General features: G+C 37.2%; 13 protein-coding genes. 8 read left to right on the top strand and 5 right to left on the bottom strand.

Annotated elements, in window-relative coordinates:
* Positions 1-106 precede the first annotated feature (106 nt).
* Positions 107-484, bottom strand: a complete 378-nt coding sequence (locus ICG50_RS06560; RefSeq protein ID WP_187660114.1) for an RNA-binding S4 domain-containing protein — start codon at positions 482-484, stop codon at positions 107-109.
* A gap of 79 nt (positions 485-563) precedes the next feature.
* Here ICG50_RS06560 and bamM point away from each other — a divergent pair, with 79 nt between their 5' ends.
* Positions 564-1,556 carry a BamM family beta-barrel-assembly machinery protein gene (bamM, locus tag ICG50_RS06555; protein WP_187660113.1) on the top strand — a complete coding sequence of 331 codons (993 nt, stop codon included), beginning with the start codon at positions 564-566 and terminating at the stop codon, positions 1,554-1,556.
* A 68-nt stretch (positions 1,557-1,624) separates the two neighbouring features.
* On the opposite strand, the gene ICG50_RS06550 is transcribed toward bamM, so the two are convergent.
* The 3 genes from ICG50_RS06550 to ICG50_RS06540 are packed head-to-tail and all read right to left on the bottom strand — an operon-like array spanning position 1,625 to position 4,119.
* Positions 1,625-2,578: a transketolase family protein gene (locus ICG50_RS06550; protein ID WP_187660112.1), complete on the bottom strand. Its 954-nt coding sequence runs from the start codon at positions 2,576-2,578 to the stop codon at positions 1,625-1,627.
* Positions 2,579-3,241, bottom strand: coding sequence for a hypothetical protein (locus ICG50_RS06545; RefSeq protein ID WP_187660111.1), 663 nt, complete (start codon positions 3,239-3,241; stop codon positions 2,579-2,581). It lies immediately after the preceding gene.
* Positions 3,242-3,273: 32 nt separating this feature from the next.
* Positions 3,274-4,119, bottom strand: coding sequence for a transketolase (locus tag ICG50_RS06540; protein WP_187660110.1), 846 nt, complete (start codon positions 4,117-4,119; stop codon positions 3,274-3,276).
* Positions 4,120-4,332: 213 nt separating this feature from the next.
* Between ICG50_RS06540 and ICG50_RS06535 the strand changes: the two genes are divergently transcribed.
* Positions 4,333-4,737: a response regulator gene (locus ICG50_RS06535; RefSeq protein WP_187660109.1), complete on the top strand. Its 405-nt coding sequence runs from the start codon at positions 4,333-4,335 to the stop codon at positions 4,735-4,737.
* 90 nt (positions 4,738-4,827) lie between these two features.
* On the opposite strand, the gene ICG50_RS06530 is transcribed toward ICG50_RS06535, so the two are convergent.
* On the bottom strand, positions 4,828-5,487 hold the full coding sequence (locus ICG50_RS06530) for a hypothetical protein (RefSeq protein WP_187660108.1): 660 nt from the start codon (positions 5,485-5,487) through the stop codon (positions 4,828-4,830).
* 305 nt (positions 5,488-5,792) lie between these two features.
* Between ICG50_RS06530 and tgt the strand changes: the two genes are divergently transcribed.
* The 6 genes from tgt (at position 5,793) to ICG50_RS06500 (ending at position 13,099) form a co-directional block, all read left to right on the top strand.
* Positions 5,793-6,923: a tRNA guanosine(34) transglycosylase Tgt gene (tgt, locus tag ICG50_RS06525; RefSeq protein WP_187660107.1), complete on the top strand. Its 1,131-nt coding sequence runs from the start codon at positions 5,793-5,795 to the stop codon at positions 6,921-6,923.
* An 83-nt stretch (positions 6,924-7,006) separates the two neighbouring features.
* On the top strand, positions 7,007-8,092 hold the full coding sequence (locus ICG50_RS06520; RefSeq protein WP_187660106.1) for an LptF/LptG family permease: 1,086 nt from the start codon (positions 7,007-7,009) through the stop codon (positions 8,090-8,092).
* Positions 8,079-9,008, top strand: coding sequence for a DMT family transporter (locus tag ICG50_RS06515; protein ID WP_187660105.1), 930 nt, complete (start codon positions 8,079-8,081; stop codon positions 9,006-9,008). The genes ICG50_RS06520 and ICG50_RS06515 overlap by 14 nt, the downstream gene beginning before the upstream one ends.
* A gap of 107 nt (positions 9,009-9,115) precedes the next feature.
* Positions 9,116-10,069 (top strand): acetyl-CoA carboxylase carboxyltransferase subunit alpha, encoded by a 954-nt coding sequence (locus ICG50_RS06510; protein WP_187660104.1) that lies wholly within the window; start codon positions 9,116-9,118, stop codon positions 10,067-10,069.
* A 140-nt stretch (positions 10,070-10,209) separates the two neighbouring features.
* Positions 10,210-11,754 (top strand): replicative DNA helicase, encoded by a 1,545-nt coding sequence (gene dnaB / locus ICG50_RS06505; protein ID WP_187660103.1) that lies wholly within the window; start codon positions 10,210-10,212, stop codon positions 11,752-11,754.
* Between the two features lie 85 nt (positions 11,755-11,839).
* Positions 11,840-13,099 carry an asparagine synthetase B gene (locus tag ICG50_RS06500; RefSeq protein WP_187660102.1) on the top strand — a complete coding sequence of 420 codons (1,260 nt, stop codon included), beginning with the start codon at positions 11,840-11,842 and terminating at the stop codon, positions 13,097-13,099.
* Positions 13,100-13,242 lie beyond the last annotated feature (143 nt).

Here is a 13,242-nt window from a genome sequence, read left to right as displayed (position 1 = left end):
CAATACTGAAAAACCAAAAATCAATAACACAGCTTACGACTCAGAAAACACAACAAAGTATCATTTAGTGCTCCCTTTAAACCTTACACTAACAGAACACTGAACACTACTCCTCATCCACCTCAAATCCAAACTCATCCAAATCTCTACGATCTTTCTTTGTAGGTCTACCGGTTCCGGTTTTGCGATAATGTTCTTTAGACAATTTTAATAATTCCAAATGCGCAAAAGTTTCCGGTGGTGTTTCATCCTTACGGTATATATCAACCAATTTAGCCCCAACTCTGTTAAGCGGAATGTCTAAAACTGTGATGATATAGGTAATTTGGTCTTTTCTAAAAGTAATTTTATCCATAGGGAAAACCTCTCGGGAAGCTTTTGCCACTTGACCATTCACCGTGATTTGGTTTTTCCGACAAGCTTCGGTCACCATGTTTCTGGTTTTGTAATATCGAACACACCATAAATATTTATCAACTCTCATTTTTTTTCCAAAATCAACGTTAAATAGTTCACAAAAATAAATCAATATTGTATCTTGCGGACTTAAATACCAAACAAAAATGAATAATTTTTTTAAAACTATTGTAGGGTTCACTTTAGCGCTATTGGTAGTTTCTTGTACAAAAGACGATGAAAAAACGGTGCCTTTGCGTGATTATGCTGAACAGTATACAAAGGACATTGAAATCATTGAAGAGTTTTTACAAACGCATTACATTGACGTGATTAACAATCCGGGTGCTATTAATGACCAAGAAGTGACTTTTACTAAGATACCGGAAGGTGGAACACAAACCCCTATTTGGGACAGTCCGGATTTGGTGACTAATTACACAGTAGATTTACACGATATTACTTATAAAATATACTATTTAAAGTTAAGAGGCCATGTAGATCGCAGTGTCTCTTCTCCTGAAGATATTGCCAAAGCACCTTGTAATGTTGACAGGGTTTTGGCCGCTTATGTAGGTCAGTATATGTACGTAGATTCAGAAACGGTTGACGGTCAAACTACAGAGTCACTTGAGTTCAGTGAATTCGAAAGAAACTTAAACCCGCAGAGCTTTTTGGCTTTATCATCAACCATTAGAGGTTGGAGTGAAATTTTCCCAAGATTTAAAGCAGGTACTTATGTCGGAAACCCGGACGGAACCATTTCTTATTCAGATTTTGGTGCCGGTATTATGTTTCTTCCTTCAGGATTAGGGTATTATAACAATGTAGCCGGATCTATTCCGAGTTATTCCAACTTGATTTTTACTTTTAAATTATATGAAATCCAAAGAGTTGATAATGATGGTGACGGTATTTTTTCCTACCAAGAAGATATAAATAATGATGGGTATGTAAAAGCGCTTGGAGAAGGCATTGCTAATATTGATGATACCGATGGTGATGGCGCTCCCGATTTCTTAGACATTGATGATGATGGAGATTTCTTTATGACTAAAGTGGAAATTAAAAACCCTTTAACCGGTACAGCTTATCCGTATAATGACATTCCATTGTGTTCAGACGGGAAGAAAAAGCACCTTACAGCCGATTGTCATTAAACAAAAACTAATACATAAAAAAGCCGTCTTGTTAATTCAAGACGGCTTTTTTTATACGCTAAGATTTCTTATTTTCTCTTAATTACTTTTTCAACAGCTGCCACGATGGCTTGGTGGTTCAGTTTGTATTTGTCCATCAATTGCTCCGGAGTACCACTTTCCCCAAAGCTGTCATTAACGGCAACAAATTCTTGAGGTGTTGGGGTATTTAAAGCCAAAACTCTGGCTACACTTTCGCCTAAACCGCCTAAGAAGTTGTGTTCTTCAGCCGTTACTATACAACCGGTTTTGGCTACCGATTTTAAAATAGCTTCGTCATCCAATGGTTTAATCGTGTGAATGTTGATTACTTCCGCTGAAATTCCTTTGGCTTCTAAAGCTTCCGCTGCTAATAAGGCTTCCCAAACCAAGTGTCCTGTAGCTACAATGGTTACATCAGTTCCTTCGTTTAACATAATCGCTTTACCAATTACGAAAGGTTCATCGGCAGGAGTGAAGTTAGGCACCACCGGACGGCCAAAACGCAAATAAGCCGGACCGTGATGGTCGGCTAAAGCCAAGGTAGCGGCTTTGGTTTGATTGTAATCACAAGTGTTGATTACCGTCATACCCGGTAGCATTTTCATTAAACCGATGTCTTCCAAAATTTGGTGTGTAGCACCATCTTCTCCTAATGTCAATCCGGCATGGGAAGCACAAATCTTTACGTTTTTATCAGAATACGCTACGGATTGGCGAATTTGGTCATAAACCCTTCCGGTAGAGAAATTGGCAAAAGTTCCGGTAAAAGGAATCTTTCCGCCTATGGTTAAACCCGCTGCTATGCCAATCATATTCGCTTCTGCAATACCAATCTGGAAAAAACGCTCCGGATGGTTCTTTTTAAAATCGTCAAACTTCAACGAACCAATTAAGTCTGCACAAAGCGCCACGACGTTTTCGTTTTTTTGCCCCAATTCGGTCATGCCTGCTCCGAATCCTGAACGGGTATCTTTACTTCCTGTATTTTCGTATTTTTTCATTTAGTCTTTTATTTTAATTTCTTTTTGGTTTACCGTAAAATTAAAGTGAGTTGTAGTTTCTTTAATCAAGGTAATTTCATTTTTAATGTTGGAACCTGAAAACATCTTTAGAGAGGTCGGTAGCCCTTTTTGTGAAATTTTAATTTCTTCGCAAAATAAGAAATGAGATTCTAATGCTTTTGTAATTAATCCTAGAACCGCTAAGTCATATGGCTTAGAAATAACTTCTATCTGATATAAGATCTTCTTTTTTTTATCGTTTTTATATTCTGTAAGTAAGAGTTTTGTAGAAGTATTGTCAACTTCAGTTTGGTCTAAACTTATTGAAGTACATAACTCATTTAATCTTGCCGTTTTTGTACTATCATTTGTTTTAGATGAGTACCAATATTCAGGGATATTACTTTTATTTATATCGTAGGTTTTATAACGATGATAAATTTGATTTTTAGTATCAGTAAAATAGGTGTCTAATTCTTCACCCCAAGTTCTGCTTACAATATAATGAGACAAATCTTTGGAATCAAAACAGATTGTAATCACTCGAATACCCGTAAAAGAAGAACTTAAATATTTATATTGAATCATTCTATCAAAATGATACTCCTGACCAAATAAATTTTGGCCTAAAAAGAATAAAAATATCAATAGAATCTTTCTCATCTGAAATCGGCAATCTAAAAACGTCCTTCTGTTTAATAATCTCCTAAAGTCTCTGCATTTTGGTCCAATCCGATAGCTAACTGATCGTTATTAGGGGCTTTACCGTGCCAGGCGTGAGTATGCATCATAAAATCAACGCCATTACCCATTACGGTATGCAATAAAACACAAACCGGTTTGCCTTTTCCGGTTCTGCTTTTCGCGTCTTCCATGCCGGCTATGATGGCTTCAATGTTGTTGCCTTCTTTAATTTCCAAAACATCCCAATCAAAAGCTTCAAACTTGGCTTTCAAATTCCCCATGTTCAATACTTCATCGGTAGAACCGTCAATTTGTTGGCCGTTGTAATCAACAGTAGCAATAAGATTGTCTACTTTCTTAGCCGAAGCATACATAATGGCTTCCCAATTTTGACCTTCTTGCAATTCGCCATCGCCATGTAAAGAATACACTAAATGATTGTCGTTGTTCAATTTTTTGGCTTGAGCCGCACCAATCGCCACCGATAGGCCTTGCCCTAAAGAACCGGAAGCAATTCTAACGCCCGGTAAATGATCGTGCGTGGTTGGATGTCCTTGCAAACGCGTATTCAACTTTCTGAACGTCGCTAATTCGGCCACCGGGAAATAACCCGAACGCGCCAAAACACTGTAATAAACGGGGGAAATGTGCCCGTTGGACAAAAAGAATAAGTCTTCGCCTTTACCGTCCATGTCAAATTCCGGGTTTCTTTTCAATAAGTGTTGGTATAACACGGTGAAAAATTCGGCACAGCCTAAGGAACCTCCAGGATGTCCCGAGTTAACGGCATGAACCATACGCAAAATGTCTCTGCGTACTTGTGTTGTAAAATCTTGTAAATGTTGTGTGTTAGACATTATAAAGTAGATATAAATTATTGTGCCCAAAAGTAATTCTAATTTTTGCAAGCCGCAAAAGTTTTACAAATTAGTTATCAAAGGGTTATTAATAAACTAAAGGCCATCAATCTGCCTGACATCTTGAGATTGAAATCCTATAAGAAAAGTGTAATATTCTGTAACAAACATTGTTTGGCGTTCAATTAATTTTATAATCAAAGAAAAATGGCTATGAAAAATTCACAATTACTTTTTTATTTAGATGATGATGAAGAAGATTTAGACTTCTTTAAAGAGATTGCGGAAGAATTAGGGCATACCGTTCGCGGATTTACAGCAGGCAGAATCATGCTCTTGGTGTTAGAAACCGAAATCCAAAAACCCGACATGATTTTTCTTGATATACACATGCCCATCCTCAACGGTCAGGAGATTTTAGAAATCATCAAAAAATCTGACTCGTTAAAAAAGATTCCGATAGTCATGGTTTCCGGAGCCTATCCTAAAAAGTTAGTCAAGCAGTTTTTAGACCTTGGGGTGAATTATATGTTGAAAAAACACCACGTTCACGATTACAGAGAATCACTCAAAGAATTACTGGATCATCATTTGGAAAATTATAAAGCAACGTCTTAAATGTAATAGAAAAACGCTTAACCAATCTTAACCACTATTTACTAAACAACCTTGAAGGGATGTAAGGTTGTTTTTTTGAAATGTATTGGTTTATGTGCCGTTGTATTTTCTATCCTTTTTCTTTTTAAGGATGAACCAAATAAGAATAACCAGCACAGCAACACCTATAAAATAACCCACAACTTCCCCAATTTTATAAGCCATAGAATCTTCCACTGAAGCTGTTAATTGATGGTTTATAGTTAAGCCATCACGAAATTGCAAAGAAGAAATGACCGCTTTTTTTTGTGTTTCATAGTCAGCTGGAGTCGAACCGATGTTGAAAAACTGAACGGTATAGGCGTAATTGTTTAAAAATACTACCAAACAATCAATGGTTAAATTAAGATTGTTCATTTTCGACCGGCATTCAAACAAAGAGCCTTTTAAATGACCAACATCGACTATTTTGTCCTTAACAATCTTTCCATAAACGGATTTTGCATAACCTTTCTGAAATCCGATATAGAAATCTACTAAATCGGATTCCTCTTCTAAAACAACTTTCGTATTTTGTTCCTTAGCCTTTAAGAAAACTATGTTCACACCACCGATAGTGCCTTTTATCATTTTTTGACCTACACTATCCGTCACAACACTGTTCTCCGGTAAAAGTAGAGAAGCATCTTGGTCAATAGTATAGTTTACAAGCTGTTGCGAAGAACTGTTAAGGGATAAAAAAAATAACAACGTAATAAAAGCGGCTTTCATAATAGGCTATTTTGGTAAAAAGCTAATCTACTAAAAAAACTTATTCTAAGTTTATTAAGCTTTACTAAATTTATAATTCGACTCAATTTTCAACTAGGATTAATCCATAAATAAAGTATAGTAAAGGTATGGATAGTGTATGAAAACAGTTCTAAAAAGATACCCAAAATGTATATAATAAAGGGCTGAAAATAAACTTTATCAATAATAACCATTAGGACACCTATTTGTAGTGTTAAATAAAATCCTAAATCCTAATACCTAAATCACAATTCTTTTATCTTTGCCGACTGTAAAAGAAACATATGCAATTTGATTTATTAGCCAAAGATCCTAATTCAAGCGCCCGTGCCGGAAGTATCACAACCGACCATGGCGTAATTGAAACTCCTATATTTATGCCCGTTGGTACCGTAGCTTCTGTAAAAGGAGTTCACCAACGCGAGTTAAAAGAAGAAATCAATCCCGATATTATTCTTGGGAATACTTACCATTTATACCTTCGTCCACAAACTGAAATCCTCGAAAAAGCCGGTGGTTTGCACAAGTTCATGAATTGGGACAGGAATATCCTAACCGATAGTGGTGGTTACCAAGTGTATTCGCTATCGGCCAATAGAAAAATTAAAGAAGAAGGCGTAAAATTCAAATCGCACATCGATGGTTCGTACCACGTTTTTACACCCGAAAATGTGATGGAAATCCAACGTACTATTGGTGCCGATATCATTATGGCTTTTGACGAATGTACCCCATATCCTTGTGATTACCGATATGCCCAACGTTCCATGCACATGACACATCGTTGGTTAGATCGTTGTATCAATCATTTGGAAAAGTTACCGTTTAAGTATGGTTACGAGCAAACATTTTTCCCAATCGTTCAAGGAAGTACTTACAAAGATTTAAGAGCACAATCTGCAGAATATATTGCCAATTCCGGAGCTCAAGGCAACGCTATCGGTGGTTTATCTGTTGGGGAACCTGCCGAAGAAATGTATGCCATGACAGAAGTAGTTACCGCTATTTTGCCACAAGACAAACCAAGGTATTTAATGGGTGTCGGAACGCCAATAAACATCTTAGAAAACATCGCTTTAGGCATTGATATGTTTGATTGTGTGATGCCAACCCGTAACGCCAGAAACGGAATGTTATTTACAGCAAACGGTACAATCAACATTAAAAACAAAAAATGGGAAGACGATTTTTCTCCGATAGACGAAATGGGTCATACTTTCGTGGATACCGAATATACCAAAGCCTATTTGCGTCACTTATTCGCAGCCAATGAATATTTAGGGAAGCAAATTGCTACTATTCATAATTTAGGCTTTTATATGTGGTTGGTTCGTGAAGCCAGAAAGCATATCTTAGCCGGTGATTTCAGAACTTGGAAAGACATGATGGTAAAACAAATGAGCCAACGATTGTAATGTTCCGAGTTGCTTGTTAAAAGTTTCAAGTTTATTATAACCGAAACCTTGAACCCAAAATCCTGACCCGAAACCAACTATTTATGTTAAAAATAATTGACAAATACATCCTTAAACGATACTTAGCGACATTCTCCGTGATGTTGCTGATGTTTATTCCTATCGGAATCGTGATTGATGTTTCGGAAAAAGTCAACAGAATGATTGAAAACAAAGTGCCTTTCAAGGAAATTGCTTGGTACTATCTTGATTTTACGATTTATTTTGCCAATTTATTATTTCCTATCTTTTTATTCCTGTCAGTGATTTGGTTTACTTCTAAGTTGGCCAACAACACTGAGATTATTGCCATTTTAAGTTCAGGAATTTCCTTTACTAGATTTATGCGACCTTATATCGTCGGCGCTACCATAGTGTCTGTTTTTGCCCTAATCATGAGTATCTTTTTGGTACCTAGCGCAAGTGCCGGATTTAAGAATTTTAGGTACAAGTATCTTATAGGTAACGGACACAATGAGGTTCGAGATAACTCAGATGTGTTTCGACAAATCAGCAAAGACGAATACCTTTTTGTAACTAATTTTAATGAAACTTCTAAAATGGCTTTCAATTTTACTTTGGAGAAGTTTGAAGGAGACAAGTTAAAATACAAATTAGTCGCCAACCGAATCAAATGGAATGAGAAAACTAAAAACTACACTTTATTCAACTACAGCAAAAGAAAAGTAGGTGAGTTTGGCGATATCATCGAAAGAGGCGAAAAAAAAGACACCGTTTTTAAATTTGATTTAGAAGATTTGACACCGGTGGTGTATATAGCGGAAACTTTGCCATTAAACGAATTGCATAAGTTCATCGATAAAGAGAAAGCCCGTGGTTCTTCCAATATCAATACTTATTTAGTGGTATTGTATAAAAAGTATAGTATTCCGGTTTCCGCTTTTATTCTAACCATTATTGCTGTAGCGGTTTCGGCCATGAAACGCCGAGGCGGAATGGGAGCCAACTTGGCTATAGGCATCGTATTGGCTTTTGCTTTTGTCTTTATGGATAAAGTATTTGGAGTACTCGCCGAAAAATCTACTGCACCACCAATGTTAGCGGTTTGGACACCCAATATTGTATTCGGACTCTTAGCGATTTATCTTTTAAGAAATGCCAAACGATAATCTAAAGAGCTATTTACATCTTCATTTGATTGTATTCATTTGGGGATTTACGGCCATACTTGGTGCTTTAATTACTCTTGATGCTTTACCCTTAGTTTGGTTTCGGATGTTGTTTGCCGTTGGTTTTATCGCGATATACATTTACTACAAAAAGTTACCGTTAAAAGTACCAACCAAAATACTTTTTCAATTCCTTTTTTCCGGATTAATCATTGCTTTACATTGGTTTACTTTTTTTCACGCGATTAAAATTTCCAACGTTTCTATAACGCTGGCTTGTCTTTCCACCGGCGCATTATTTGCCTCAATATTGGAACCAATTTTATACGGCAAAAAGATTGTTTGGTACGAATTACTTTCCGGTTTAGTTGCTATAGTTGGATTGTACTTCGTAGCCGTTTCTGCCGATACCGGAACGGAAGGCTTACTAAAGGCTATTTTTAACGGTGGGAACAATTACTTATTCGGAATCGGATTTGCTTTAATTTCAGCTTTTCTTTCAGCTTTGTTTGCGGTAATCAACAGTCGATTAGTAAAATCATATGATGCAACGGTGATTTCCTTTTATGAACTCAGCGGTGGCGTGGTGTTTTTCTCTTTTCTATTGTTGTTTTTTGGTAGTTTCAGTCCAGAATTTTTCCAACTTTCTGCCAAAGATTTATTGTATTTATTGATTTTAAGCTCAGTTTGTACCGCTTATGCTTTTATCGCTTCAACGGCAGTGATGAAATTTTTAAGTCCGTATACTGTAATGTTGACCATCAATTTGGAACCTATTTATGGAATTATTTTAGCGGTTTTAATCTTCAAAGAAAAAGAAAAAATGAGTTTTGAATTCTACATTGGTGCGGTAATTATTTTAATGACCGTAATCATAAATGCCATCATAAAGAGTAGAAAGAAAGAATTAAGTTAAGGTCAAACAAAGGTTAATTTTTGTTTAAAACTAATCCCTATGATTTGCTTTTTATCACAATTTAAAATTTTATATTTGCTATTCGATTAAACAAAACAAACAACCCTATGGAATATTTGGATTTTGAACTTCCTATCAAGGAACTAGAAGATCAACTCGATAAATGTCAAATCATCGGTGCCGAATCCAATGTTGATGTCACCGCTACTTGCAAACAAATTGAAAAAAAATTAGAGGAAACCAAAAGGAAAATCTATAAAAACCTAACCGCTTGGCAACGTGTACAATTGTCACGTCATCCTAACCGACCTTACACTCTTGAACACATTACAAACCTAACCAAAGGTACTTTCTTAGAAATGTTTGGCGACAGAAATTTCAAAGATGACAAGGCCATGATTGGTGGTTTAGGTCGAATTGACGGGCAATCGTTCATGCTAATAGGACAACAAAAAGGAATCAATACCAAAATGCGTCAGTTGCGTAATTTCGGAATGGCCAGTCCTGAAGGCTATAGAAAAGCATTGCGTTTGATGAAAATGGCGGAAAAATTTAATATTCCTGTAGTAACTTTGATTGATACACCAGGAGCATTTCCGGGTTTAGAAGCAGAAGAACGCGGACAAGGAGAAGCCATTGCCAGAAATATTTTAGAAATGGTGCGTTTAAAAGTGCCAATTATATGCGTGATTATTGGTGAAGGTGCATCCGGTGGCGCTTTAGGAATAGGCGTTGGTGATAGAGTTTTAATGATGGAAAACACTTGGTATTCGGTTATTTCTCCGGAATCTTGTTCGTCAATCTTATGGAAAAGCTGGGAATACAAAGAACAAGCAGCCGAAGCCTTAAAACTGACTTCATCCGATATGAAAAAAATGAAACTAGTGGATGATGTAATTCCGGAACCATTAGGTGGCGCTCATTACGATAAAGAAACTACTTTTAAAACGGTTGAACAATATATCATGAAAGCCTTTAATGAGTTGAAAGATTTATCAACAGCAGAATTAGTGGCGCAAAGGATGGATAAATACAGTAAGATGGGCGAATACAAGGAATAAATCTCACAAAATAAAGCTGAAATCCGAAGCCCTATGGTTTCGGATTTTTTTTTGGTTATCAACAAAAAACACAAACTTATAAACAATGGTTTTGAATAACTCAATTCAATAAATTTTATAAAAATAGCTACTTTCGTTTCATGGAAAATCTCAGAAATATTAACCCTATCAAAGTAGATAAAACTACGATCATCAATCTGGAAAAAGGAAAACTCCCGCCACAAGCGATGGATTTAGAGGAGGCCGTATTGGGTGCGATGATGATTGATAAAAAAGGAGTGGATGAGGTAATCGATATTCTCCAACCCGATGCCTTTTACAAAGACGCTCACAAACACATTTTTGAAGCGATTTTTCAGTTATTCACAGATTCTCAACCTATTGACTTGTTAACAGTTTCAGCGCAGTTAAAAAAGAGCGGAAAACTAGATTTAGCCGGTGGTGATTTTTACTTGATTCAGCTCACGCAAAAGATATCTTCTTCAGCGCACATTGAATTTCACTCTAGAATTATTTTGCAGAAATATATCCAACGAAGCTTAATCAAAATCTCTTCTGAAATTATCGAAGAATCCTACGACGAGTCCACAGATGTATTCGATTTATTAGACAAAGCGGAATCCAAATTATACGAAGTTACCCAAGGCAACATCAAACGAAGCTCGGAAACCGCCCAAAGTTTGGTCATCCAAGCCAAAAAAAGAATTGAAGAAATTGCCAATAAAGAAGGACTCAGCGGTATCGCTACCGGTTTTGAAAAACTAGACAAAGTAACTTCCGGTTGGCAACCCTCTGATTTAATCATTATTGCCGCTCGTCCGGGTATGGGTAAAACGGCATTCGTATTGTCGATGGCCAGAAACATTGCAATCGACTTTGGTCATCCCGTAGCCTTATTTTCATTGGAGATGTCCTCCGTGCAATTAATCACCCGTTTGATTTCTTCGGAAACCGGTTTGTCTTCGGAAAAACTGAGAACCGGAAAACTCGAAAAACACGAATGGGAACAATTGTCTACCAAAGTAAAAGACTTAGAAAAGGCACCTTTGTATATTGACGATACGCCATCGCTTTCTATCTTCGATTTAAGAGCTAAAGCAAGACGTCTGTCGTCACAACACGGCATCAAGATGATAATAGTCGATTACCTTCAATTGATGACCGCAGGCGGAAGCAACGGCAAAGGTGGCGGAAACCGTGAACAGGAAATCTCCACCATTTCAAGAAACTTAAAAGCACTAGCAAAAGAGTTGGAAGTGCCGGTAATTGCGTTATCACAGTTATCGCGTGCCGTGGAAACCCGTGGTTCGAGCAAAAGACCTTTGTTATCCGACTTACGTGAATCCGGTGCGATTGAGCAAGATGCCGATATCGTATCGTTTATCTACCGTCCGGAATACTACAAAATTGACGAATGGGATGACGACGAACAATCACCAACTGCCGGTCAGGCCGAGTTTATCATCGCCAAACACAGAAATGGTTCGCTAGAAAATATCCGACTGAAATTCATCGGAAACCTTGGTAAGTTTGATAACTTAGAAGAATACGGAGGCGGATTTGACGATTTACCTTCGAAAATGAACCATGATGATAATCCGTTTATGACGAAGAACTTGCCATCGCCCAATGAAGCTTTCGGAAGCAATATCAACAATGACGACGACAGCGATGTACCATTCTAATAAATATAATCCCGATAATCTCGGGATTTTTTTATGATTTAGTTCACAGTAAATCTGTTATCTTTGGGTTGTAATATTACTTGAAATGTTTAAAAAGTCACTTTATATTTTCTTTATACTGCTTTCCTTTTCCGTTAAGGCCAATTTTTTATTGTTGCCCATGGATGAAGTGTCACAAAAAAACCATCTCAAAGCCTACGGAATTACCTATTGGGCTCTAGACAAACAATACAAAGCGAGTTGGTTGTTAAACTACCGCGGTGGTTCTTTTTTATTACCCGATGTAGCCGAAATTCGCAAAGAATGTCAAATTCGAGGTGTGAGTTTTGAAGTGTTGTCTGATGGAGAAATGCAGAATATTTTAGCTGAAATAGCGAGTCCGTCACAAAATATGGAAACCGTAGTTTTAGAAAAAGCACCCAAAATTGCAGTCTATTCGCCACCGGGGAAACAACCTTGGGACGATGCGGTAACGATGGTATTGACTTATGCCGAAATTCCGTTTAAAGTGGTTTATGACGAAGAAGTCTTGAGTGACCAATTGATTTTATACGATTGGTTGCATTTACACCATGAAGATTTCACCGGTCAATATGGAAAGTTTTACGGCGCTTATCGAAATGCACCTTGGTATATCGAGCAAAAGAAAGATGCGGAAGCTTTGGCTACTAAATTAGGTTTTCCTAAAGTATCGAATGAGAAATTGGCTGTGGCCAAAAAAATACGCGACTTCGTAATTGGTGGCGGATTTATGTTTGCCATGTGTTCAGCTACGGATAGTTTTGATATTGCGCTTTCTGCCGAAGGCGTTGATATTTGCGAACCGATGTTTGACGGCGACAATAGCGATGCCAACTACCAATCGCAAATAGATTACAATAAAACGTTTGCCTTTAAGAATTTTATTTTAGACCGAAAACCGGAACACTATGAGTTCTCAGATATTGATATGACGGAGAAACGCCGAATTCCGTTTGAAAAAGATTATTTCACCTTAATGGAATTCTCTGCCAAATGGGATGTGATTCCGAGTATGTTGTGCCAAAACCACACGCAATTGGTCAAAGGTTTTATGGGACAAACCACTTCTTTCGACAGTAATTTAATTAAATCCAACGTATTGACTTTGGGTAAAAACGAATTAAACGACGAAGCGCGTTACATTCACGGTCAAAAAGGAAAAGGCTTCTTTACCTTTTACGGCGGTCATGATCCGGAAGATTATCAGCATCGAGTAGGCGATGAGCCAACGGTTTTAGATTTACATCCAACATCTCCGGGTTTTAGATTGATTTTAAACAATGTTTTATTTCCGGCAGCGAGAAAGAAACCACAGAAAACGTAATAGTTTTATCCCGAAGTATCGGGAGAAATAAGAAATCCCAAAATCCAATGAATGTGTTGGATTTTGGGATTTTTTTTAGCCCCGATTGGAGCGGCATCCTTTTTCGTCTTCTCTTTATTCGCTTGTCACCGCATTCGAACTGA

Origin of the sequence: Flavobacterium buctense (genome assembly GCF_014486695.1) — a bacterium.
In the GTDB taxonomy this organism is placed as follows: domain Bacteria; phylum Bacteroidota; class Bacteroidia; order Flavobacteriales; family Flavobacteriaceae; genus Flavobacterium; species Flavobacterium buctense.
Note: the sequence above shows the minus strand (reverse complement) of the source record. Positions and strands in the feature narration are given on the sequence as shown.

Excerpts from the sequence above, each read along its gene's own strand:
- ICG50_RS06530 (WP_187660108.1), bottom strand. The coding sequence starts at position 5,487 with ATGAAAGCCGCTTTTATTACGTTGTTATTTTTTTTATCCCTTAACAGT.
- ICG50_RS06540 (WP_187660110.1), bottom strand. The coding sequence starts at position 4,119 with ATGTCTAACACACAACATTTACAAGATTTTACAACACAAGTACGCAGA.
- ICG50_RS06560 (WP_187660114.1), bottom strand. The coding sequence starts at position 484 with ATGAGAGTTGATAAATATTTATGGTGTGTTCGATATTACAAAACCAGA.
- ICG50_RS06550 (WP_187660112.1), bottom strand. The coding sequence starts at position 2,578 with ATGAAAAAATACGAAAATACAGGAAGTAAAGATACCCGTTCAGGATTC.
- tgt (WP_187660107.1), top strand. The coding sequence starts at position 5,793 with ATGCAATTTGATTTATTAGCCAAAGATCCTAATTCAAGCGCCCGTGCC.
- ICG50_RS06520 (WP_187660106.1), top strand. The coding sequence starts at position 7,007 with ATGTTAAAAATAATTGACAAATACATCCTTAAACGATACTTAGCGACA.
- ICG50_RS06515 (WP_187660105.1), top strand. The coding sequence starts at position 8,079 with ATGCCAAACGATAATCTAAAGAGCTATTTACATCTTCATTTGATTGTA.
- bamM (WP_187660113.1), top strand. The coding sequence starts at position 564 with ATGAATAATTTTTTTAAAACTATTGTAGGGTTCACTTTAGCGCTATTG.
- dnaB (WP_187660103.1), top strand. The coding sequence starts at position 10,210 with ATGGAAAATCTCAGAAATATTAACCCTATCAAAGTAGATAAAACTACG.
- ICG50_RS06545 (WP_187660111.1), bottom strand. The coding sequence starts at position 3,241 with ATGAGAAAGATTCTATTGATATTTTTATTCTTTTTAGGCCAAAATTTA.
- ICG50_RS06535 (WP_187660109.1), top strand. The coding sequence starts at position 4,333 with ATGAAAAATTCACAATTACTTTTTTATTTAGATGATGATGAAGAAGAT.
- ICG50_RS06500 (WP_187660102.1), top strand. The coding sequence starts at position 11,840 with ATGTTTAAAAAGTCACTTTATATTTTCTTTATACTGCTTTCCTTTTCC.
- ICG50_RS06510 (WP_187660104.1), top strand. The coding sequence starts at position 9,116 with ATGGAATATTTGGATTTTGAACTTCCTATCAAGGAACTAGAAGATCAA.